This window comes from Salinimicrobium sp. TH3 (genome assembly GCF_026676115.1).
In the GTDB taxonomy this organism is placed as follows: Bacteria; Bacteroidota; Bacteroidia; order Flavobacteriales; family Flavobacteriaceae; genus Salinimicrobium.
In genome coordinates this window covers 1-24,328 of sequence record NZ_JAPONB010000004.1, presented here as the reverse complement: position 1 = coordinate 24,328, position 24,328 = coordinate 1, and the positions used below count along the sequence as shown (strand labels likewise).

Annotated in this window: 21 protein-coding genes; 10 read left to right on the top strand and 11 right to left on the bottom strand. The window is 39.5% G+C overall.

Annotated elements, in window-relative coordinates; genetic code table 11:
* The first annotated feature begins 11 nt into the window (after positions 1-11).
* Positions 12-392: a Rid family detoxifying hydrolase gene (locus OU683_RS07590; RefSeq protein ID WP_268136866.1), complete on the top strand. Its 381-nt coding sequence runs from the start codon at positions 12-14 to the stop codon at positions 390-392.
* 72 nt (positions 393-464) lie between these two features.
* Here the strand turns inward: OU683_RS07590 and OU683_RS07585 are convergent, their stop codons facing one another.
* Positions 465-4,850: a translocation/assembly module TamB domain-containing protein gene (locus tag OU683_RS07585; protein WP_268136864.1), complete on the bottom strand. Its 4,386-nt coding sequence runs from the start codon at positions 4,848-4,850 to the stop codon at positions 465-467.
* Positions 4,851-4,973: 123 nt separating this feature from the next.
* Here OU683_RS07585 and tsaD point away from each other — a divergent pair, with 123 nt between their 5' ends.
* From tsaD to OU683_RS07555, 6 genes are all read left to right on the top strand, one after another.
* Positions 4,974-5,996 carry a tRNA (adenosine(37)-N6)-threonylcarbamoyltransferase complex transferase subunit TsaD gene (gene tsaD, locus OU683_RS07580; protein ID WP_268136862.1) on the top strand — a complete coding sequence of 341 codons (1,023 nt, stop codon included), beginning with the start codon at positions 4,974-4,976 and terminating at the stop codon, positions 5,994-5,996.
* Positions 5,997-5,999: 3 nt separating this feature from the next.
* Positions 6,000-6,713 (top strand): 16S rRNA (uracil(1498)-N(3))-methyltransferase, encoded by a 714-nt coding sequence (locus OU683_RS07575; RefSeq protein ID WP_268136860.1) that lies wholly within the window; start codon positions 6,000-6,002, stop codon positions 6,711-6,713.
* A 25-nt stretch (positions 6,714-6,738) separates the two neighbouring features.
* A complete protein-coding gene (locus OU683_RS07570) occupies positions 6,739-7,383 on the top strand; it encodes a DUF4159 domain-containing protein (protein WP_268137379.1) in 645 nt (214 codons plus the stop codon).
* Positions 7,383-7,895: a TrmH family RNA methyltransferase gene (locus OU683_RS07565; RefSeq protein ID WP_268136858.1), complete on the top strand. Its 513-nt coding sequence runs from the start codon at positions 7,383-7,385 to the stop codon at positions 7,893-7,895. The genes OU683_RS07570 and OU683_RS07565 overlap by 1 nt, the downstream gene beginning before the upstream one ends.
* Before the next feature lie 19 nt (positions 7,896-7,914).
* Entirely contained in the window at positions 7,915-9,003 is a 1,089-nt protein-coding gene (locus tag OU683_RS07560) for an AI-2E family transporter (RefSeq protein ID WP_268136856.1), read from the top strand.
* Positions 9,004-9,075: 72 nt separating this feature from the next.
* A complete protein-coding gene (locus OU683_RS07555; RefSeq protein ID WP_268136854.1) occupies positions 9,076-10,179 on the top strand; it encodes a THUMP-like domain-containing protein in 1,104 nt (367 codons plus the stop codon).
* A gap of 9 nt (positions 10,180-10,188) precedes the next feature.
* Here OU683_RS07555 and OU683_RS07550 read toward each other — a convergent pair whose 3' ends face one another.
* Complete coding sequence (locus tag OU683_RS07550) at positions 10,189-11,010, bottom strand: glycosyltransferase family 2 protein (protein ID WP_268136852.1); 822 nt, start codon at positions 11,008-11,010, stop codon at positions 10,189-10,191.
* 199 nt (positions 11,011-11,209) lie between these two features.
* Positions 11,210-11,878, bottom strand: a complete 669-nt coding sequence (locus OU683_RS07545) for a Crp/Fnr family transcriptional regulator (protein ID WP_268136850.1) — start codon at positions 11,876-11,878, stop codon at positions 11,210-11,212.
* 366 nt (positions 11,879-12,244) lie between these two features.
* On the opposite strand from OU683_RS07545, the gene OU683_RS07540 reads away from it, so the two are divergent.
* Positions 12,245-13,378, top strand: a complete 1,134-nt coding sequence (locus tag OU683_RS07540) for a hypothetical protein (RefSeq protein ID WP_268136847.1) — start codon at positions 12,245-12,247, stop codon at positions 13,376-13,378.
* 134 nt (positions 13,379-13,512) lie between these two features.
* Here the strand turns inward: OU683_RS07540 and OU683_RS07535 are convergent, their stop codons facing one another.
* The 7 genes from OU683_RS07535 to OU683_RS07505 all read right to left on the bottom strand — a co-directional run bounded on the left by OU683_RS07535 (position 13,513) and on the right by OU683_RS07505 (position 20,187).
* Complete coding sequence (locus OU683_RS07535; RefSeq protein WP_268136845.1) at positions 13,513-13,680, bottom strand: hypothetical protein; 168 nt, start codon at positions 13,678-13,680, stop codon at positions 13,513-13,515.
* A 259-nt stretch (positions 13,681-13,939) separates the two neighbouring features.
* A complete protein-coding gene (locus OU683_RS07530; protein WP_268136843.1) occupies positions 13,940-14,845 on the bottom strand; it encodes a hypothetical protein in 906 nt (301 codons plus the stop codon).
* A gap of 58 nt (positions 14,846-14,903) precedes the next feature.
* Positions 14,904-15,599 carry a DUF6799 domain-containing protein gene (locus OU683_RS07525; protein ID WP_268136841.1) on the bottom strand — a complete coding sequence of 232 codons (696 nt, stop codon included), beginning with the start codon at positions 15,597-15,599 and terminating at the stop codon, positions 14,904-14,906.
* 167 nt (positions 15,600-15,766) lie between these two features.
* Positions 15,767-17,827, bottom strand: coding sequence for a lamin tail domain-containing protein (locus OU683_RS07520; RefSeq protein WP_268136839.1), 2,061 nt, complete (start codon positions 17,825-17,827; stop codon positions 15,767-15,769).
* Between the two features lie 234 nt (positions 17,828-18,061).
* The gene (locus OU683_RS07515) at positions 18,062-18,451 is read right to left on the bottom strand and encodes a VOC family protein (RefSeq protein WP_268136837.1); all 390 of its coding nucleotides are present in this window, start codon (positions 18,449-18,451) and stop codon (positions 18,062-18,064) included.
* Positions 18,452-18,620: 169 nt separating this feature from the next.
* Positions 18,621-19,709 (bottom strand): serine hydrolase domain-containing protein, encoded by a 1,089-nt coding sequence (locus OU683_RS07510; RefSeq protein WP_268136835.1) that lies wholly within the window; start codon positions 19,707-19,709, stop codon positions 18,621-18,623.
* 52 nt (positions 19,710-19,761) lie between these two features.
* Positions 19,762-20,187, bottom strand: coding sequence for a MotA/TolQ/ExbB proton channel family protein (locus OU683_RS07505; RefSeq protein WP_268136833.1), 426 nt, complete (start codon positions 20,185-20,187; stop codon positions 19,762-19,764).
* A gap of 258 nt (positions 20,188-20,445) precedes the next feature.
* Here OU683_RS07505 and OU683_RS07500 point away from each other — a divergent pair, with 258 nt between their 5' ends.
* A complete protein-coding gene (locus OU683_RS07500; protein WP_268136831.1) occupies positions 20,446-21,480 on the top strand; it encodes a sensor histidine kinase in 1,035 nt (344 codons plus the stop codon).
* Positions 21,473-22,198: a LytR/AlgR family response regulator transcription factor gene (locus OU683_RS07495; RefSeq protein ID WP_268136829.1), complete on the top strand. Its 726-nt coding sequence runs from the start codon at positions 21,473-21,475 to the stop codon at positions 22,196-22,198. The genes OU683_RS07500 and OU683_RS07495 overlap by 8 nt, the downstream gene beginning before the upstream one ends.
* 534 nt (positions 22,199-22,732) lie before the next feature.
* Here OU683_RS07495 and OU683_RS07490 read toward each other — a convergent pair.
* Positions 22,733-23,827, bottom strand: a complete 1,095-nt coding sequence (locus OU683_RS07490) for a sensor histidine kinase (protein ID WP_268136827.1) — start codon at positions 23,825-23,827, stop codon at positions 22,733-22,735.
* Between the last annotated feature and the right edge of the window lie 501 nt (positions 23,828-24,328).

Here is a 24,328-nt window from a genome sequence, read left to right as displayed (position 1 = left end):
AGCTAAAAATTATGAAAACCATCATTCAAACCAAAGATGCTCCGGCACCAATAGGAGCTTACAATCAGGCTGTTCTAAGCGGAAACACTTTGTATATTTCGGGACAGATCGCTATTAATCCCGTGAACGGGGAACTGGAACAGAAAAATATTGAAGAGGAGACAGAGCAGGTAATGCGCAACCTCAAAGCCATATTGGGTGCAGCCGAAATGGACTTTGAAAATGTAGTGAAGAGCTCGATCTTCATAAGTGACATGAATAATTTCGCCAGGATCAATGCCGTTTACTCAAAATATTTTAATGAAGCGACAGCCCCGGCACGGGAAACTGTGGAGGTGGCGAATCTTCCAAAGTTTGTGAATGTGGAAATAAGTATGATCGCAGTTAAGTAAAGGAAATAACAAAGATCAAAAAATGAATATGACAGGGGGCTCAAAAATGGCATTTTTGAGCCCCCTGTTCTTTTATTGATCGTCGGCACCGGGGAACCGTATATAATCTGGTGCAAGACTTTTCCTTTTCTCAACCGGGCCTTCTTCCTCTTCCTCTTTTATGGCTGAGCTCGAGATTTCCTTGTCAACAACTTTTCTCAACAGTTCTTTAAAAGTATCAAAATCTACCTGGTAAGACAGCCCAACTCCCTGGGTGAAGCCCAGTTCTTCTCCAAGGTATTGAATATTGTTTTCCCTGTTAAAGATTTTAGCTCTCAGATTTCCTTCTTCATTTAACAAAAATTCGATCTCCAGGTTACCTACAATAACTGTTTCGGTAACACCTCCTACAGGCACTCCCACCTGGCCGTTAATAAGTACCCGTTCACTTATCTGCGTGGAAAGAGTGACTCCAAATCGGTCGGCCATTGATTGTTCGGGAGTTCGGGATCCCTGTTCATAATTAAGTCCCACTTCAAAAACACCTCCATCGTCTCCCACCAGACTGCTGAACAGCCCTGAAGATGCACTCTGGAAAACTCCTCCTAAAATGGCACTTCCGGCACTGCCTCCAAATACGTCGGGCGTGTAAAACTGTCCCAGGGCCAACAGGGAGAACGCCTGGGCTTCACTATTACCACTGGTTTCAATTTTATATTCCAGTTCAGACCGTACCGTTGAAGCAACATTGGGATATTCCAGGTCAAATGAAAAGTCGGGTTGTACCAGTTCCCCTTCCAGGTTGATCACTACTTCTACCGGTATTCTTCGGCTAATTCCCGGATTGTCCAGGATGATCGCAGGGTTGGCATGAGCTTCATAAACAGCGCTTATATTGAGATCGGCAAGTGCAGGGTTCCCATTCCAGTTGATGCTTCCTCCCGGTCTTACTTCAAACCGTTTTTGAAGCGCCCCATAGTTGAAAATGTATTCTCCTGTGTTTGCAATAAAGTCACCCCACATATTAAATTTCCCCAGGGTATTGATCTCAATTAGCAAAGTACCTGCTCCTCTTCCGCGAAGAATACTTCCGTCAATATCCAGTTCAACCAAAGCATCATTGGTGACATCCAGATCAAAATTAAGCTCCAGCCCTTTTACCTCCTGGAATTCCAGTTCTTCCCCTGCAAGGCGTGCAGCCTTCTCCTCGGGGCTTAAAAAGTGGATAAAAGAGTTGTCTCCAATACTTTCAGAATCACTTATTGGAATTTTGAAAACCGTTCCTCTACGTGTGGCTGCTATCACATCAATTACAAGTTCTGAAGTGGGGCCGTAAATTGAAGCATTTCCCCCAATGAACGCGGTTCCATAATAAAGGGCTTCCTCTTCATATTCGGTATCCAGCACCAACAACCGATCGGTAGAAACATTCAATCCTAAAACCCAGTCTCTAAAGTTTGTATGTGAAATAGTGCCATCAAGAATACCCTTCGTGTTGTATTTGGTATCGGTAATTCCAATCTCATCAAAATTAAACTGCTGCTGAGTCAAATTCACCACTGCCCCTTCTTCAAAAGCGTAATCCACTTCCAAATAAGGAACAGACAAACCGGCATTATCAAGAAAAAGCCTTCCCTCTATTTCAGGATTTCGGTAATCTCCGGAAATATCGGCTTCTCCCGAAACCAGCCCTCTTATATTACTAATGACATCCTTACCCAAAGGACTAAAAGCCGCCATGTTGAAATTTTTAAGATCTACATCAAGTGCAATTTCAGGAGAATCCCCTTCGACATAGATTTCTCCAATAGCCGAAAGTGATTCCAATCCCGCATTTCTAAGGGAAGTATTGACGTTATAAAGGCTTAGATCCCGGTTACCCATTACATCCAGATTAAGTATTCCCAGCATCTGGTCATTAAGAGTGAGATCATTTACAGTAAGAGAGGTGTTAGGGTAGTAAGCACCATCCTGCTGCAGAAGGTTCAGAGAACCGTTTACTATCCCTCCCATTTCCAGGCTTGAAATTTCGGGGGTGATCTTGTACAGGTCCACATTATCAAACTCCATTTGAAAATCCTTATAGGTAGAATCCCGCATCACTCCTGCAAGCCGAATTTCCTCATTTTCATGACTAAGCACCAGGGAGTCGATTAATACATTATTAAATCCTTTAGAAAAAATTATCCTGTTGGACCTGTTTCCCTCCTCATTGAGATGCCAAACACTTTCCTTGAATTTTAAGTCCGAAGGTTGTAAGCCCACTACTGAATTATTATTCTCATTAATGGTGTGGTACAAATTGAGATTAAACTCATCATTACTTTTTGGACCACCTTTAAACTCCGATCGCATAAAGAGCGTATCGTTAAGCGTAACGTTAATAAGATTGAAATCCTTTATGTTATAAAAGCTGGTCGCAACACTGTCAATTTCAATAAAGGTATTAAAAAGCGGGTTCGAGTTATCTACCTGAATATTAACCTTTTCAAACAAGTTATTGAAAGCTTCTATTTGAGGAGATCGAAAAGCTAACCGAAACTCAGATTCATCAGATTCCACACTTCCGCGGATGAAGGTATTGGGCGCCAGTGCAATTTCGGGATAAAAGACTTCTACGATCTTATTGTAAATATCAAAATCAAAATTGAGATACTGGTCGGTAGTGATCTTATTGGGGCGATAGTTGGTATAAAGACTTCCCACCGCATTCTCGACCAGGGCAGGAACTTCTGTAATGTCAAATATTCCTTCTATGGTACCATTAATAACATCTGGAGAATGCACCTCTATAGTTCTTACAGGCCCATCAAAATCTGAAGTTATTTCCAGATCCTTGAACATATAGGTATCATTATCATTCTTATAAGAAGTATTCAGGAGATAGATTTCTCCTTCAAAATTGTTAAGGTTAGTACCTTCAATGTTCATGATTACATCCCCTTGAAAATTTGAGATACTGTCGCGTTGAACCAGATTTAGAGCAGCCAGGTCGGCATGGGCAACCGAGGCTTCAAAATCGTACACGTTGATATCGGCAGAAAAATCCGCGAGCCCGTTAAATTCCATGCGAAGATTAGGATCCAGTGAAATAACATTTCCATTGAAAAGAGGAGCTTTTAAAATACCACGCAATTTGAGGTTATTATAGGCGTAATCTTTGAACACGAGCTTTGAAATACTGCCCTGAACCTGGGTATTAAGAGTCTCGGTCGTAAAACCTCTCCCGTCAAAAGTGACATTTAAGGAAGTGGTTCCAAGATCCTGCACATTGGCCAGCCTCCCAATATTGAAATCCCTTACCACCAGGCGACCTTCATAGGAGGTGATCACACCTTCCCCAAAGCCTTTCATTTCCAGGTCCACCGTGGCTGTTCCCAATTGTGAGAACAGGTTAGCATCTGTAGACAAAGAATTTTCTGAAACAAATATATCTCCCTCAAGCTGAACGTTCCCCAGCTCCCTTAGTTCTTTAGGCAATTTATCCCGTAACAAACCCGGGAGTAGATTAATAAGATCATAATAATTCGTGGAAAGATTGGTGATCTCGCCATTTAACGAAAATTCACCCTCCATTGAGGACAAAGAATTTGTGATTTGCAGGTCTCCTTCAAGACGGGTACGGTCAAGTCCGTTCATTTTAAGGTCGACCAGCATAAAATCATTTAAAATTCCATCGAGACTGGTAGAAATATTGATCTTTTGGTCCTTCCCGAATTTGTCGTAAAAAGGTTCCAGGTCATTTGTTGAAATGGTTGAGGGCCTTAAGGTCATTTCAACAGGCACCTTATTAATAAAGCCGGCAAAGCCATTGGTGATATCAAATCGAATGTCCGAATCGATTTTCGAATAGGGAGTTTCGATCTGGAGATTTTCCAGGACCATTTCTTCGGAAGTATAGCCGAAATTAGTACTTAAATGATCCACCCGGATTCCCCTGTTCTCGAATCCGGAAAGCCTTTCGATATCTACATAAACATCTGAATTTTCAACCAGGAGATCGCTGGCCAAAATGTTTAGATCATCTAAATTGATTACTTCAGGAGTATTTAAATTTTGATTTGTGTAGCTAAAATCTCCATCAACTACTTCCAGCCTGGCAACCTTGAGCATAAAAGGAGTTGGCTCCTTCTTTTTTTGACTTTTCAGTTTATTCAGAAAGATATTCAGATTATCCCGCTCCTCCCCTTCATAAACTTTCATATGCATGGAAAGCTCCCTTGCCGTAGTAGCTCCCAGGGTGGGATTATTATTATAGATACTCCTTAAGCTGGTAGCCGAAGTTTTTATTCTTTCAGAAAAAATAAGAGTGTCCTGGTGGTGGTCGAGGATCAGGACATCCTTCAAATTAAGCTTCCCACTATATGTGAGACCTATCCGTCCTATTCTAATATCCACATCTTTAGATTCTTTAAGGGAATCTGTGATTTTTCGTGCGACAAAAGTTTGTACAGAGGGAATGGAAAATACTATCAACAAAATGATGAAAATAAGCAGCAGAGAGAGCAGCGCTTTACCTAGTATTTTCCAGAATTTTCTGATAGTTTTTTTAGTTATAACTTTGCGAACAATATTAACAATTTTCGGGCCTAAATACTAGGGATGACAGTACAAAATATTTACATACTCGGCATTGAATCATCCTGTGATGATACTGCTGCCGCAGTACTTCATAATGGTAAAATTTTATCTAATGTTGTGGCGACTCAAGAGGTCCACCAAAAGTATGGGGGGGTGGTGCCCGAGCTGGCTTCCAGAGCTCACCAACAGAACATTGTACCCGTAATTCATGAAGCTCTTTCCAGGGCCGGAGTAACGAAAGAAGATCTTTCTGCAATTGCTTTTACACGGGGTCCCGGTTTAATGGGTTCTCTTTTGGTAGGAACCTCTTTTGCAAAATCACTTTCCTTAGGGCTTAATATCCCGCTTTTGGATGTTAACCATATGCAGGCTCACATCCTCGCCCACTTTATTGAGGAGGAAGATTTTCAAAAACCAAAGTTCCCATTTCTTGCTCTAACAATAAGCGGGGGTCACACCCAGATCGTAAAAGTTTTAGACTATTTTAAAATGGAAGTAATTGGAGAAACGCTAGACGATGCAGTGGGAGAAGCTTTTGATAAAAGTGCAAAGATCCTTGGTCTTCCCTATCCCGGTGGTCCTTTAGTAGATAAAAATGCTCAAAAGGGTAATCCAAAAGCTTTTCCTTTTCCCAAACCAAAAGTGGAAGGTTTGAACTTTAGCTTCAGCGGTTTAAAAACCTCTATTCTTTACTTTATTCAGAAACAAATAAAGGAAGATCCTAAGTTTATTGAAGAAAACATTAATGATATCTGCGCCTCAATTCAGCACACCATAATTAATATCCTTATGGATAAACTAAAAAAAGCAGTGAAACAAACGGGCATAAAAGAAATTGCCATTGCGGGAGGAGTATCGGCCAACAGTGGTATCAGGAAAACCCTCGTGGAAGCACAGGCTAAATACGGCTGGAAAACTTATATTCCAAAATTCGAGTATACTACAGATAATGCAGCGATGATCGCCATTGCCGGCCATTACAAATTTATTTCTGAAGATTTTGCCGATCTTGGAGTGACCGCCACAGCAAGAATTAAAATGTAATCCATGCAGCTCTTTTTTCATCCTGAAGTAACTGAAGATCATAAGGAAGTTCGCTTTTCCAGGGAGGAGAGCAAACATATTGTGAAGGTGCTTCGCAAGCGTGAAGGAGACCGCCTGCACCTTACCAATGGGAAAGGCTGGATCTTCGAAACAGAAATTACCCTGGCCGAAGCCAATAACTGTACCGCCCGCATTTTAAAAACTGAAAAAGAGGCACCGGCATCATATCATTTACACCTTGCGGTAGCCCCTACGAAAATGAACGATCGTTATGAGTGGTTCCTGGAAAAGGCCACAGAGATTGGGATCCAGGAGATCACGCCGGTTATTTGTGATCACAGTGAACGTAAAGTCGTGAAATCTGAACGCTTTCAAAGAGTGATCCAGAGTGCTCTAAAGCAGTCCCTGCATACCAGGTTTCCGGTGTTGCATGAACCTATCAGTTTTAAGGATTTCATAGAAAAAGATCATCCTGAAGCAAGGTTTATTGCTCATTGTGAAGATTCCATACCAAGAAGATTACTTTCAGGAAGTCTGAAAAAAGGCATTTCGGCAACAATTTTAATCGGGCCCGAAGGAGATTTTTCCCCCGAAGAGATCAGAATGGCGTTAGAAGCAGGCTGGAAGCCGGTTAGCCTTGGAAACAGCAGGCTAAGGACCGAAACCGCAGCTGTGGTGGCCTGCCATACGGCTGCATTGATCAATGAAGAAGAATAACATTCATTTTTGCTATTTTAGAGACATGAACAAACTGCTGCTATTTTTCCTATTTTCTTCTTTCGTCGCAAATCTACAGGCGCAGCAGGTTGCAGTCCTTAAATACGGCGGTGGCGGCGATTGGTACAGCAACCCCACAGCGGTTCCAAATCTTATACAATTTAGCAATCAAAATATTAACACTTCAATTGATCCCCAACCCGGGGCGGTGGAACCGGGCAGTACAGACATTTTCCAGTATCCGTTGATCTTTATGACCGGGCATGGTAACGTGTTCTTTAGTGAAGAAGACGCATTAAATCTTCGTACTTACCTCCTGGGAGGAGGATTTTTGCATATCGATGACAATTATGGAATGAATGAATTCATTCGGAGGGAACTTAAAAAAGTTTTTCCCGATAAAGAGCTCGAGGAACTTCCCGCCTCCCATCCCATTTTTTCTGCAGCATTTAATTATCCCAATGGCCTGCCAAAGATCCATGAACACGACGGACTTCGCCCGCAGGCCTTTGGCATTTTTGAAAATGGAAGGCTTCTGTGCCTGTTTACCTTTGAAACCGATCTTAGTGATGGCTGGGAAGATCCACAGGTGCACAATGATCCAGAAGAAGTGAGATTAAAGGCTCTTCAAATGGGAGCAAACATTGTAAAATTTGCTTTTTCCAACTAATGCAGGCAACACACGATTCCACTACTTTCGAAAAGAAAAAATTCCCTATTGTTCTTATTCTTGATGGAATTTCAAGTCCGGCGAATATGGGCAGCCTTTTTAGGCTGGCCGATGCCTTTGGAATTGAAAAGCTAATCTTCTGTGAAAACCCCGTAGACTTAAAAAGCAACAGGTTGAAAAGGACAGCCAGGGCTACAATAAAAAATGTGCTTTTTGAGGAACGGGAAAATTCTCAAGCTGTTTGCATGGAATTGAAATTAGAAGGATATAAAATTCTGGCATTAGAAGTGGCATCAGGAAGTATTCCGGTTCAGGAAATGCATTTTCAGAATCAGGATAAAGTGGCCCTGGTGCTGGGAAATGAAAGCCGGGGAGTCAAAAAAGAAATCCTGGAAATGGCCGATGATCTGCTTCATATTGAAATGTTTGGAGATAACAGCAGCATGAATGTTACTCATGCTGGGGCAATAGCACTTTTTGAAATCACAAAAAGGCTGCAACCAGTTCGATGAGAAATAATATATTTACCCCGTGAACGAAAAAGAACTTTCCTACGGAATCCTCCGCGCCATTGCCATAATACTGGGGGTGGTTTTTCTTCTTTATTTTCTATATCTCATACAGTCAGTACTCGTTTACATTGCTATTGCCGGGGTGATCTCGCTTGTTGGCAGGCCAATCGTTCTGTTCCTAAAAAATCATTTAAAGATCCCGAATAAATTTGCGGTGGTAATAGTTTTACTGCTGGTTTTAAGCAGCTTTATTGGCCTTATCACCATTTTTATTCCTATCGTAGTTGAACAGAGTAAAAACCTGGGACAAATAGATATGGACGCTTTTACCCGGGATTTAAATGAATTAAATAACCAGATCAACAATTATCTTGGTGTTGAAGAGATCAACATCATTGAAGGTATTAAACAAACAGAATTTGCAAGAAATTTTGACTTATCCACCATCCCAAGATATCTTAATAATTTCTTTGGCATTTTAGGAGCGGGAGTGATTGCTATTTTTTCCATAATTTTTATTTCTTTCTTTTTTCTCAAGGACAGTCGCCTCATGCTTAACAGTATTCTTGTTTTTGCCAATAAGGGTCATGAAGATAAGTTCCAGCGGGTCTTCAATAAGATCAAGGTATTGTTATCCCGCTATTTCGTCGGGCTCACCATGCAAATCACGGTTCTCTTTATTCTATACAGCATTTTGTTATCTCTATTTGAAATCAACAATCCAATTGCTATAGCCTTCATCTGCGCGTTTCTCAATATCGTACCTTACCTGGGACCAATTATTGCCGGAATTTTAGTTTCACTTTTTGTCATTTCCAGCAATCTGGGAGCTGACTTCCAAACTATAATTCTACCGCAGCTTATATATGTTATGTCCGGGTATCTAATTTGCCAATTGATCGATAATTTTATCAATCAGCCGCTTATTTTTGGAGCCAGTGTACGTTCACACCCCCTGGAGATCTTCCTTATAATCCTAATTGCCGGATTAACTTCGGGAATTTTAGGGATGGTGGTTGCTGTGCCTTTCTATACCGCGATCAAGGTGATTGCAAAAGAATCTTTAAGCGAATATAAGATAGTAAAACGATTAACCAGGGACCTTTAATTGAACCGGAAACTTCTAAATAACGAGGTTCAGGAGTTTTTAGAAAACAACTATAAAACTGAAGTGTCAAAAATGGCATTTCAGAACAGTCCTTTTGAAGGTATTTCTACACAGGAGCTTTTGGTGCAGCTTTCAGGAAAAAAAAGAGCTGAAAAAAAACTCCCCCACTGGTTCAAAACCCGGGGAATCATTTATCCTCCCAACGTTAATTTAGAGCAAACTTCTTCTGAAGTTACTGCAAAATACAAAGCTTCTTTGGTGGAAGGTGACAGGCTTCTGGATCTTACCGGGGGGTTTGGAATAGATAGCTATTACTTTGCGCATAAGGTAAAAACGGTAAGACATTTTGAACTAAATCCCGAACTGCAGGAAATCGCTTCTCACAACTTTCAAATACTGAATGCCAAAAATGTCATTTCTGAAGCCGGGGATGGAATTGGATTTCTAAAAAAAACGACTAAAAAATTCGATTGGATCTACATTGATCCTTCCCGCCGAGACGAAGCGGGAGGGCGGGTCTTTTTCCTTTCTAACTGTTTACCCAATGTTCCCGAAAACATGGAATTACTTCAGGAAAAGTCCAACAATATAATTGTGAAGACCTCTCCCCTGCTCGACCTGCAGGCAGGACTTAACGAGCTGAAAAATGTTCATGAAATCCATGTTGTCGCTGTTGAAAATGATGTGAAAGAACTGCTTTGGATCCTGAAGAAAGGTGCTTCGGAAGTAATCCGAATTAAAACGGTGAATTTTCAGAAGAAAGGAGAGCAGATCTATGAAAGTTCTTTTGGGCAAAATCTTCCTGAAAATTACCAGGATCCTGAGGAATTCCTGTATGAACCCAATGCGGCTATAATGAAAAGTGGTCTATTTGCTGCCTTAGGAAAGGATCTTGGACTTAACAAACTTCATCCCAATACCCAGCTGTTTACTTCAGAAAAGCCTGTAGAATTCCCCGGAAGACGTTTTAAGATCCTACAGGTACTGCCTTTCAGAAAAAAACAGCTGAAGAAGGAGCTGCAGTTAAAAAAAGCCAATATCTCCACCCGCAATTTTCCTGAAACAGTTGCGGACCTTAGGAAGCAACTCAAATTAAAAGAAGGAGGGGATTCTTACTTATTCTTTACTACCCTTAAGAATGAAGAAAAAGTGGTGCTGGTGTGTCAAAAAAGCTAATTAGGAAGACTATTCCAGGTGAACTTCATTAGACACCGTCTTTTTTGGAGAATTTTCTTTTGATGATCGAAACTTCCGCAGAAGATTACGGGGTGCAATGTAGAAAGCTGCAACAAAAACAAAGTATATATTCAATAGTGTTATTCTTGCCACATCCTGCCAGGGCTTGAAATGCGTGACTCTTTCCTGAGGGTCATAAAGTACCTTTACAGGAAGATTGATCACTTTTACTCCGCTCCATGCTGCCTTTACGATCACTTCTATCTCCAGTTCAAACCTGGAGGTGTATAAAGAAAGAGAATTTACAGCCTCAAGAGGATAAAGCCTGTAACCACATTGAGTGTCTTTCAATTTAATTCCGGTTTCCACCCAATACCAAAAGGTAGAAAAGCGGTTTCCAATACTACTTTTATCGGGCACCGTAGGATCGTCCATTTTTCGGGATCCAATAACCAAAAGATCGGGTTGGGAAGTAATGTGTTCTTCCAGGGCATCAAGAAATACATGCAGATCATCGGGGAAGTGCTGCCCATCGGAATCCATTGAAATGGAATACTTGTAGCCCATTTTTTGAGCTTCCTTAAAACCTCTTTTCAGCGCATTCCCTTTTCCTTTGTTTACCGGGATATTGATTACCTGCAAAAAAGAATAATTTTCAAGGATTCGTTCGGTATTATCGGTGGAACCGTCATTTACCACTATGATGTTTTTGGTGTAATTGTACACTTCATCAATTACCCTCTGCAAGGTCTTGTGGTTATTATATGTAGGAATAAGGACACAACAATGAAGTGCGTCAAATCGTGATTGATATGAGGGCTCCAGATCCAAAAACTGATTTGGTTTAAAATTAAAAATATAACAGAAACGCCTTTCCTGTTCGGGGGACAAATTTAGGCAGAAAAGGATTAAATAGGGTAAACAATCAAGTACATATTTGATTCCTCTCTGGGGTTAGAGTTGAGGAATAATTTTAAGAAAAACATCTTGTGTTAATTCAATCCACGCCCGGTTTTCGATGATTTTAAACCTAATTGTAGAGCTTGCTTATCTTATTGAGTTTCTCCCTATCGTGAATTTCTATGCGACTACCCAGAGTGGAAATGATCTTCTCCTCTTTCAACTCAGATAACAGCCTGTTTACGGTTTCTTTTACCGTGCCAACATATCCTGCAAGATCGGTGCGGGTAAGGCAAATTGAATGGGAGGAGCCGTCGGTGCCGTTGAAAGAGTCATCCAGGGATAAAATTGCATCGGCAAGACGACCTCTAACAGGTTTATAAGCAAGATCGGTAACTGTTTCCTCAATCCTGTTTATATCTTCTGCAAGCCGACAAAGCAAATGAGAGAATATTTCCTGATTTTTATTTAGAACTTTCCAAAAGTCCTCTTTAGAAACGAACAAAAGAAAAGTCTCTTCGAGAGTCTCGGCAGAGGTTGTATACTTTCGGCGGGAGAAAAGATCAGAAAAACTAAGTAATTCGGGATGGATGGCAATCTTCACAATTTTCTCTTTTCCAAGGCTTCCTGTTTTACTGATTTTCACTTTCCCTTTTTCTACAAAGTAGGCTCCCAATGGGGTACTGCCTTCCTGATAAATCAACTGCCCTTTCTTAAAAAATAATCCATCGCCTTTTTCACGAAATGGTTGAAGAATTTGGGGAGGGAAACACGGGCTTGTAAAATTAAAAATTCCCATACTGATGGTTTTTAATAATAACTCTAGAAGAAAAATAGTATTAATTGTCTTCATTGGACATGATAAAAATCATTTTTTCACCCTCAACTAACTATGTAACAATAATTTAACTCTTTTAAGATTTAGATAAGAATGTTTCTGACCGAAAACAATCCCTGAAGTTTAATAGGAAATAGGAGTCTTCACTTTATTTCATCTTTCATGCATTTTTGTAGCATGCCATAGAGGTTTGAAAATGAGTGATTTTAATCTTTAATTAAAGAACTTTAGTCTTTCCACAAGGGTGTATTAGTTATTTCGGAGCCATAAACTGTTCTTTAACTTAATGTATAATAATTAATAATAACCATAAAAAATGATTATCTAATGAAAGTAGGACTTACCATTTTAAAATCGGCACTTCTTGCCGTGCTCATGATCTCTTTTACTGGATGTGAAAAAGAAGAGCTTGAAACCCAAAGCTTAGATGCTAAAGCTATTATTACTGCTCCAGGTGGAAAAAAGGCTCCCGCTGCTGAAAAAACAGGAAATAACCTATCATTTCCCGTAATCTGGTCGGATGGTCTTACAAAACCGCTTCGCGGAACTTTTGGTGAAGATGTCTTCAATGGGCTTTACTTTACTGCAGATGGCTTTGATTATTATGTTCAAAACGATCCTCTTAATACCTGGCAGGCAGAATCTTTTGATCCTCTTACCGCATCAATTGATGCAACAAATCCAACAAATGACCTGGAATTGCTTAGCATAAGCAGTATTGACTGGGGGGATAATCTTGAAGCAAAAGACTGGCCATATGGTTCACAAATTAGGGTAGAAGTAGTTTTGTCCAAGGTTTTAGATTATCCCATGAAAGCTTATACCATGAAAATTGAAGATGAAAGCCAGTCTGGATTGACAGAAGTGTGGGGCGCTCAAACAACAGGAAGTGAAGCAGGACCACAGGCAGTTACCTACGATAGTCCTGTTGCCACAGTCTATTCAGGTATGGCTAAGCTTGTGATACAAAAGATCACTGAATTAGCAGGAAATCAACCTCCCTCTTTAAATTGGAATTCTACTACCTCCTCCTGGGAAGGTGATATTAGTACACCGCTATTTGAAGGTGGAGTATGGGAAAATATTGATGGGCCTTCTGGTTATAGTGCAGAAATCAATGTACAGGGAAAAGTGATCTATGGGTACAACTGGGTGACTCGTAAAACCGGTGACGGAGCAGGCACATATAGAATTACTTTTGTCCTGGATTCTAATGCTCCCATTCCTGACTTAAATACTGAATTCGATGAACTAACCATTGTAGTGCCAAAAGAGGCAGGAGAAGAAATCACCATAACTGCGGAACCTGATTCAGGCGGTGGAATAACCGGAATTCTTCCGGACTATAACTTAACTTACATAGATGTTAAGCTAACTGATCAAAAAGGCAGCGGCAGCGGCAACAGTGGTGCCGGAGGCGGCAATAGCGGCGACAAAGGCAACCAAGGTGGCAGAAGGTAGCAGCCGTAGATAATTAACTTATTTATTTTTAATAGCACAGATTCTTTAATCCGGGGTTGGTAAAATCCCGGATTAAATTTTAAACATGAATGGGATAATCAAAAAATTTCCCTCGTAATTTCAAAGAATAAGGTTTATTGCTCTCCCAATAACCATCCTTCTGGACCATTTCTTCCAAAAAGGAACTTACCAATTAATATTAACTCAACTGGATCTAAGCCGTTTAAATGAGCTTTTATCCTTTTCTTATAGTCATCATTATAATCAATTACCTTTAAATTAAATAAAGTAATTGAGCTCATTAAAAGAAGAACTAAAAGAAATATAAACCTGATTTAATATTTTCATTTAATCTCCTTCTACCCTTGCCCGATTCCAATTTTTAATCTTATCAGATTACTTCAACAAGATCAATTTCCCGGGTTATATTTTCGCTATGAATGTAGATTTAACAACCATATTTCAGAATTAAATAAAATAGTGTCGGTCCGCAATACCAGCGGGCTATTTCTCACCTTTGTTTTAGGTATGATAAAAGTGATTTAATGAAATTGACTATAATTACTTTCCAGTCTTTATCCAGTAACTAATTCCGGCAGACCAGTAGAAAACACTTTCCAGGTCTTCCTTGTAAACAGCACTCTCTGTTGTAATTGTAGCACTGGTTTGGGGAAATGACACCATAGGTGTGAAAGAAAAAATAAAGGATTTGTAGTAGTACTGTAAAGGAAGTTGTGCTTCGATGTTCAGGATATTAAATTCTGATGCTTCAGATATGCTCACATTAATAACTTCAGATTGCATCATGGCCGGTCCGCCGGGTCCATTTCCTGGTCCCTGCTGTCCGCTTCCCCCTCCTTTTCGGTTGCCAAGTCTGCTGGTATTATAATACTCTTCATAAAAGTATTGGGTTCCGGCGCTTAGAATAAGAACTGGGCTAATTACCAATTTTTTGTTGATCGCATAAAAATTTCGATTGATCATCAAATTCACTGTAAAATCGGGAGAGCTGCTACTACTAAAATAACTGGCTCCACTAAGAGTAAGTTCTGCAACCCTGAAATCATAACTCACCAAACCAGTAATGTCTCCTTCAATTTCAGATAGGACATTATAACTTTCATCATCAAAAAAATATTTGGTACCTGAAAGTCCCGCGGTAAAATTTTTGTTTGTTAAAAGGTATCCGGCGCTAATCAGGAACAGATCAAATCTTTCTTCCGCCGAAGAAACCAAATATGATGCGGAAGCGTTTCCATAAAATCCCGACTTGTCAAAATAACCCATTGAAGCATAAGCGTATGGGGCTGCAATAGAATCCCTGCGTCCCATAAAAACAGCATCATTTATATAGCTTAAATCCCCAAGAAAATAGGAAAAATCTGAGGTAGACCCTTCGGGAGTTTGAGCTTTTAGATTTCCCTGAACCACCATAAGTAACAGGAAAAATGTGATAATAATTTTCATGTTTCAGTTAAAAATGTAAAAGAGAGTTTTCGGGAAAACTCTCTTTTACATATCCTTTTTAATTATTCCTTTTTTTATTGGCTGCAGTAGCACCCTTTTGCATATTTTTATGAACCTTTTTTTGCATTGGCGGTTTATTCATGTTCTTTTGTTTATTCATATTCTTCTGCATGACCATTTTCCTGTGCTGCAGAATATTCTGATATTTTTGTCCATCCAGGTTAAGACATTCCCCATCCCGGAGTCTTAGTTGTTTTTGATCCCTCATTTGATAGGTGCCATCAGGATTAATCGTTGCACCATTATTGAGAGCTAACTGATTTTGAACCCTGCTCTGCTCCTGATTCTTTACCTGATAAACCTCACCATCCATCATCACGAACTGTGTACGGTTCTGGTTTCTTTCTCTCATTTGTTCCTGAGAAAGCCCTTTACTTTCCTGCATTACCTTAAACCTGTACTGGTATTCGTTATTGTATTTAACGCCGTCCATGTCGAGACATTCCCCATCTCTTAACCGTAATTTATCACCATCCCTTGTTACATAACGACCATTGGTACTAAGCACCGTACCGTCATTAAGGGTAATTTTGTCCTTCAACCGAACCTGATCCCGATCCCTAATCTGCAGTAGATCCCCATCTACCATCATGAGTCTGGTTTGATCCCGATCCTGATCTTTTACCTGGTCCTGAGCCTCACTTATAGTTGGGGTAATGACCAGAAACGCCAATAAAATCAATAACTTTTTCATTTTACACATATTTTAATTATCTAATTAAGCTACTCAATAAATGAAGAATATTTAGTGACCTATGTTACCTTCAAAAGGAACAAATACCACTGTGAATCTATAAAGGAGTTACCTTTGGGGATCAGCCTGTTTTCAGGTTGTAATTATCTTTTTAGACACCCGCTCAACTATTTTCTTACTATAAACTGTCGTGAGTAAGTATGCCCTTCGGTTTTTACGACAAAAAAGTATATCCCGGCTGGCCAAGTACCGGCATTCAAATCACAATTGTATTCTCTATTGGCCAACACCTTACCTGAAAATAGGGTTCTCATATTTTGTCCACTGAAATTCACAATCTTAGCAGCAGCCTCAGCCGGAACAAGAGGCTTGAAAGAAAAATTTACGGGACCGGTTGATGGATTTGGAAAAATATTGATCTCAACCATTTCCTCTCCTAAACCTGCAATTGAGGTAACCGTTTCACAAGATCCCAGTTCAGCTCCTTTAGAAAGATAATTTTTTACTGCAGCCGGTGGAACACTTAAGGTTCTTCCGGAATAACACAATTCAATTTTATCATTCCCTAAAATATTTGACACCAGAACAGTGATCTCATCAATACCAGAGCAGCCTTCTGCATCTGTGACTGTCACTATATATTTTGTGGTGACTGCAGGACAAACCTCCACTTTAGGTTTGCCTGAAGCAGGTAAGGAAGTCCAGCTGTAGGTGTATGGAGGTATTCCCCCCGAAACTATTACAGATAATTCAGTACAGCTAAATTTTTCTGGCAAACCGGTATATACAATTTTGTCCGGTCCGGCATCCACCAAAATTTCAGAAGTACAACAACCTTTTCCGGGACTTGCATAGATTTTATTTTCATTATATGTACCTGCAAATTGTGTAGCTTCACTCCAATTTAATGGGTCGTTGTTATCCAAAGTAGCATCGCAAAGCACCATGGAATAGCCACCGCCTGCAGCACCTTCAGGCCATGGCGAACCTACACTATAGGTTACCAGATCTATTTGAACATCAGAATGATGATCGGTGTTAATAATGTAAATCGTTTCGGGTTCGTCATTGCTCAGATTCGCTCCGTGCCATTCATAAGCAGGAATTCCGAAGAAATCGGTAAAAACTGTGGCATTTTTGGCAGTGATCCAATATGCGCCGGGTTCAAGGGTATATTCAGGTAAGCGCCCACTGGTAATTCCTCCTTTGATCCTTAGACCACCCAGTTCAATAGGCGCATCGGTAACATTATATAATTCAATGAATTCAAGATTGTCATTATGTTCTGCAGGAGGTTCATCATACATAATCTCTGTGATCACCAATCCTTCCTGCAGGGGATTGTAAATAATTTCTGAGGTCATTGGTAACATTACATTACCTGCCAAATCCTCAATATTGGCTATTCCAAGTTCATAATACTTTCCAATAGCAATGGGAGAAGTTAAATTGAGGATAACCACATCTCCTTCAGGTGAAATTTCAGCCACCCCTTCGACAGGTATTGAATTCAAACTATAATTAGAAACGTTGAGGGCAGTGTTATTTACCGGTTCACTGAATTCAATGCTTAATTGATTTATACTTAATGGCTTCGGCTCAAGGGCTAGCGGAGGAAATATATCATGCTCGGCCGCAAAGATATATACATCATCGATCAAAACCTTTGCAGCGGTCCCTTTACGGGCTCCTGCTTTGGTAAGGAAGCGCAAGATCACATTGGAGTTGTCAAATGCCTCAGGATGCAGGGCAAAGACAAATTCTTTAAAATCGGAATCCACATTGTTGAAGCCACGGTGATCTGATCCCATAAGAACTCTGGACCCAAAACTAAGGCCTCCATCTGTTGAAACCTGCATGAATAGTTTGACATGTTTCATGGCTCCTGTGGCACGTGTAGCAACCCAAAACGTGGCCGCGACATTCTCCATACCGCTAAGATCAAGATGAACCTGTGTAAAGATCTCCACCTCTTCCTCATCTTCTCCCTCTTCTACTACAGCCCAGAGCCCCAGAGAATGATCTCCAGTTCTTGTATAAATATCCTCCTGAAAAATTCTTGTTCCGTCGACATAGTTTCCGAACCAGTTGGGAATAAAATTTTCATTTTGGTTCATAAAGGTTTGTTCGAATCCTTCCGGATAAGGAAATTCGTTCACCTGGCTCCAAATCTTGTTTGGCATTAGTACCGGCACAATCCACAGTACCAGAAGTAAATTTTTTTTCATAATCCCCTATTTTAGTTTAACACTATAAAAGGTTCTAATTGAGAACCTCAATTAAAGGTAAACTACAGCATGTATTTAAGGGGTAACAAATGTCACCGGTAGTACGGGATTTAATCTCTTTTGAACTATTAAGATGGTTCTATTTTCTACTTACAATATTTCAATTTGATTTGAACAACCAGTATGTTGTTTGAAGAATAATATTTAATTAGTAATCAAATTATTAAATGGTTTTTATACCTGAGAATGAATCCCAAACATATTACCTTCTGTATCATATGCGAGAACTATAAAACCATATTCTCCAATTGACATTTTTGGTTTGAATATTTTTCCTCCGGCATTTGAAATCTTTTTTTCCTCAACAGCACAATCTTCACTTCTAAAATAAATGATGGTAGAATTTCCGCCTGCACCAACGCCTGTCATTTTAACCAGGGCTCCACTTGCACCATCCTCTTCCATTTCCATTGGAAAAGCCAACATTTTCATTTCATCGTTACTGTCACTAGACGATGGAAGTTCATTTAATTTTACCTCCAGTACGTGTTCATAAAACTTCTTTGCTCGCTCAAGGTCGTCAACATAAATTTCAAACCAAACAACAGGATTTTTTGATTTCATATTTAAATATTTAGAAGTTAAACATTAATACAAAAATAGTCGGTGGAAGACTTGTAAAGATAAAATTGTTACATAAATTAATTATAAATATTTGATTATTAAAATCTTACAAATACATAAAGGAGAGGAAGAGGAAAAATGGTTTAAAAGATTGAGCTTTTAGCAGGCTTTAATTCTGAAGCTTGGAGTCGGCCAATAAGCTTTCCGGAAGTTCATAATCAAGACCCAATATCATTTTAATTATAACCTGGAACAGGTTCTGCATAGGATAATCTGAAGCATTGGCAGTATATGCTGCAGTTAACTTCTGCCCGGGAAAATGAACTGCAATAGATGAAAACCCGTCTATGCCGCCCCCATGGCCATACACCTCCATGTTGTTAAACGGAAGTTTCATAATCCCCGGACCAATTCCATTTTCTGTATTTTTCATGGCTTCTAAAGAAGTTTCTGATACCAGATCTCCTTCGAATAGATGGTAGAAAAAAATATTAAGATCTTCGGGTGTCGAAACCAGACCTCCTGCACCCATGGGTACGCTCATATCTGTTTCGGGAGTTACCTGCCATGCACTTTCGGATTTGACATAGGAACGAGCCTCATTATTTTCAGGGTCTATTTTACCTCCGTAAAAGGTGTTTTCCAGGTCAAGTTTCTTAATCATCCTCTCCTCTACAATTTCGGCAAATGTTTTGTCCTCAATATCTTCAGCTATATACGAAAGCAACAAATAATTTGTATTGGAATATTGAGCTTTTTCCGCAGGTTCAAAAAGAATTCCGTATTTGACGAACCGCTTTAGCATGTCTTCCCTGCTCTGAGGCTTTAGCATCCAGGACCTGAAATCTTCATCATCTGTCACATTAAATAAACCGCTTTGATGCCTTAGCAAATGGTTAATGGTTATTTTATCTGAATTGGGAATCTGCGGAAAAAATTGTTGCAAAAAAGTATCAGGTTTTAACTTGTCTTCTTCTATTAGCTGCATGATCACAACGGCGGTAAAGGTTTTTGTTATTGAACCAATTCTATAGATGGTTGCTGCATCTGCTTCCGAAGCATTTTCCAACTCTGAGTAACCTATGGAACGCTGGTAGACCTCTTTCCCTTTCGAAAAAATGGATATACTTCCCATGGCCATTTCATTATACTCAAGAATATTGAACAGGCTGTCCACTTTTTCAAGTCTTTGAACGTTCTGTGCATTTACAAGCCCTCCCAGCATAAGGAGGAGTACAGGAATAAAAGCATTTTTCATAATGATGTATTTAAAATTGTAAAGTGACATTTTTTTAAAAAAGAGCAGGCCTTCAAATGTCATTTTCCCGAAGTGGTTTTATCCAGTTTAAAATAATTGTAGAAAACCTGGTCACAAGAAATATAAAAGCGCCAAAAAGAGTTGGTAGCATGGTCATTTTTAAACCATCGGCGAAATCCCGGGGAGTGGTATCTTCAAAAGAACTAAGATAGTCGAGGGTGTTTATAAGTTTTATTAACTGCCCGAAAATTCCAAGTACCAGGGCAAAAAGTCCGAGAGAATTGATAAGGATAATCATTTTCAAAAGTCGGGGGTTTTTGCTCCGGGCAAAATAAATGCCTCTCACCAGCAGTATAATCCCCAAGATCCCTACTATTAATATCAACATCATTATAAAAAATCCTCCTTCCTCCATTCTTCTTCCTAATTCCTCGAAAATACTTCTATGAACTTCCTGTTGAATTGCTAATGCTGTCATGACTGTGTATTTTAAAAGTTGGTTTAGCCAAATCTATAGACTTTTCCTGATGTCGCCCGAAAAAAAAGGTGAACTACGATTTAGAACCCTTTTTTAACGGCATAGGCACTTCTAATGGTCGTACTCTTTTTACTGACGGTTAAAAAAGGCATTAAACCGGTCGTTTATCGCAGAAAGAAGTTATAATTCTCAAATAAATTAGATATTGTAGCTTTTATGACACTAAACCGGTACCTATATCTCTTTTTCAGAAAAATTTTGCTACATGCCTTTTTCTGGCTGTTGGTGCTCCTTTTTTTCTCTTACCTCCTTGGAAGTTCTAATGAGGATCTCAAATACACCGGTTCCTTTACGATTTTCCTGCTTCCGGTAACTATGATTACCACTTACACAGTAATCTATTACCTTATACCTGGCTTCCTGCTTCGAAAAAAATATCTGTTGTTCAGTCTTTATAGCCTATACACTTTAATTATATCTGCATTTGCCATTGTTATCTCCATATTTTACGGATTAGTTTTCATAATGAATATGAATTACCGCGGAATGCCTGCCGTTAGCCGAAGCCTCCTTTTTATGATGACCCTTGTTTATCTCGTGGTGGTAGCTGTAAGTGCTTTCATCCTCCTGAAGCAGAATTATTCTTCTGAAGCTGAAAATAAAACCCTGGAGAATAAGATCCTGGAAGCACAGTTAAAGCTTAAGGAACAGGAACTGCATTATCTAAAAATGCAGGTCCATCCTCATTTCCTGTTCAATACCCTTAACACAATGTATGGCCATGCTCTAAAGAAATCTGAAGAAACCCCCGATATGATCCTTAAACTCTCCAACCTGCTGGATTATTTGTTGTATCAAGTAGATAAGCCATGGGTGAGTCTTGACAACGAGATAGACCATATAAAGGATTATATTGCCTTGGAAAAGACCAGATTTCGGAACAGTTTATCTGTGATAATGAATTTTCCTGCAGAGCTCACAAATATAAATATTGCACCTATGCTGCTCATTCCGTTAGTAGAAAACAGCTTTAAACATGGAGGAATTATAGATGGAAAATTGACTATTCAAATTGACCTTACAATTGATGATGAGAAACTGTGGTTTAACGTAAAAAATTCCACTAAAGATATGGAAAACTCAGGGCGGCAACATGGATTAGGACTAACAAACCTGGAAAAACGTCTGGAATTACTATACGGGAACAATTTTGATCTTAGCCTTCACAGGAATGCCAATTCTTTTGAAGCACAACTATCCTTAAATTACTTAAAAACCTTACCAAATGGCTGAAAAAATTGTGTGTATAATTGTAGATGATGAGCCTACAGCCAGAGAGATCATAGCAGAACATTTGTCAAAGATCGACAACATCACCATTGTGGGTTCCTGTGTCAAAGCAAACGAGGCTTTTACATTAATAAATTCACATAAGGTGGATCTAATATTTCTGGATATCAATATGCCCGAAATTTCCGGTCTTTCCTTTGCACGCACCATTAATAAGGATATTAAAATTATCTTCACTACGGCATACAGGGAATACGCTGTAGATGGATTCGATCTCCAGGCTGTAGATTATTTACTAAAGCCCATTTCCTTTGATAGACTGTATAGAGCGGTGAACTCTTTTTACAATATCCATTTTAAAAACCACCGGCTACAGGTGCAGGAAAAGAATGAGGTGCAGAATGATTTCATGTTCGTAAGATCAGACCGTAAGATGATCAAAATAAACTTTACTGAAATCTGTTATATCGAAAGCTTAAATGATTACCTGAAGATCCACACCCGCACAGAAAATATTGTAATAAGGGAAACTATGAGCAACATTGAAAAAGAACTACCAGAGTCGCGTTTTATACGCACTCATCGCTCCTTTATTGTTTCTTTATCTGCTTTGGAATCTTATACCAATGAGTATCTTGAAATTAAAGGAAAAGCAATACCTATAAGCAGGAGCTATAAATCTTCTGTTTTAGAAAAACTTGAAAAGTGGGCTCTGGACTAGGAAATTGGTAATTCCTTTGTCTTTCGATCTTACTTCTTCTACCTTCAGGATTATCTCCCTGCGGCCGGTGATCCTTGTGGAATGAGACAAAAACAAAATCCTGCCTGTACGGACTTTTTTGTTGGCCTGTCGGCTTATGAGAAAGTTTAAAACTCGAGTAAATTTTGAATTATCAGTTCGTAATTCTACCTTCCCACTTCTATGTTCAGGATTACCTTCCTGCGGTCGGTGATCCTGAAGGGGTGAAACTAAAGCAATGCCCCGCAGGCTTAAGCCTGCACGGGCTTTTTTGTTGTCCTTTCGGCCAGTGAGCAAGCTCACGCCAAGTCCAACAAAAAAGCCCTGCACTTTCGTGCAGGGCTTTGCTTTGTCGGGGTGGCAGGGTTAATTGCATCTTCCGTAATACCAGTAAATTCAGTGCTTTTCTCTTTTTTCTATCCTCCAGGTAACCGATTAGGTGACCTTTTAGAATGATATTTATTGCCTTTTAAATGTACTAATTTATATAAAAAGGTGTAAGATTATTTTATCTGATTATGCTGTTTTGTGATTTTTAAAGAAGACTTTAAAAGTGCTTCCTTCTCCTTTATCACTCTCTAGCTTTATTCGCCCACCATAATCTTCAATCATTTGTTTAATAACATAGAGCCCCATTCCGGTACCTTTTATATTATTATGTAATCTTGAAGATTTTTTGAACACACGTCTCTGATCATCAAATGATATACCCAATCCATTATCCTGCACACACAGGATAACAAAATCTCCTATTTCCTCTGTGGCTATATTTATCTCTGAAGCTTTTTCGGGATCGCAAAACTTAACGGCATTATGGATAAGATTATAGATCACACTTCTTAGACTGCTCCTGGGAAAAGTTATCTCTGCTATCTTTAAATCCGTTGTAACCTTAATATTTTTCTTTCTAATCTCCAATTTAAGGGCGAGAAGTATATCTTCGCAGATATCTTTAATGTTCAGCTTCATTTCTTCGGAAGATTCTTCCCTCTCCCCTACCTTACCGGCAGTAAAGTCTTCAACCAAAGTTTTTAGACTTCTAGAAGATTTTCTGAGGGTGTCGGCCCATTTGCCGAACTGCCTAAAACCGTCCTGTGAAGAAGCCATCTTTAATCCATCAGCAACTAAGGAGATTGTTGAGATAGGTTGCCTTATATCATGTGCTAAGGCAAACATGAGGATCTCGTACTGAGAATTTAATTTTTCCGATTCTCTCAAAGCAAGCAGTCTTTTTGTAACGTCTGTAAAAGTGATGATAACTCCGTTAATGACGTCCTCCTCATATTCAATATAAGGTACAATATTCATCTGATACCAGTAGCCGTCTGTCGTCTGCACTTCTTTTTCCAGAGAATTATTTGGATTATCGATTACCTCACTAATATCCTCAACAACATGGGGATAACGGAGGTTATCCTTAATATCTGAGATATGGCTACCCACATGATCATATGTTAAAGAAAATTGTTTCATTGCTGGTGGAGTGAAGATCCTTAAAATGAGATCTGCATCAACAAACAGCTGCGGAATTACTGTATTGGAAAAATAATTTGCAAGGTCGAAATTGAGTTGCCGCAATTGTCGGGCATCATTTCTGGGAGTCTCAGCCATAGGCACAAAAATAAGATCTAATTATTTAACATTCTATCACAAAATAAACAAATTATACCGCTAAAGATGTGAGGCAAAATTAAAGGGGAAGAAAGTACACACGGAGCGATTTGTGTTGTAATTTTTGCGTCAAAAAGCCTGGGAGTATGCGTAAACAGGTGATTTTTTGCAGCAAATTGTGGAGCATTTATCAATTCTGCCTCACAACATAGTATTAGTCGGTAGATTTGTGCTTGGAGGGCTTCTCTTTTTGTGAGCAGCGAGAACTTTTTCTTTATCGCCCTTTGGCTTGTGATGAACCCAGAAAGACTTCTTATTTCTACCTTCGTAGCTCTAACTTCAGGATTACCTTCCTTCGGTCGGTGATCCTGAAGGGGTGGAACTAAAACAAAGCCTGCAGGCTGCCGCCTGCACGGGCTTTTTTGGGATCAATCTCAAAAGTTGGGTCTAAAGTGAAAAATAAGTTTCTTTGCGGATAAATATTTCCCGGTGAATAAAGAG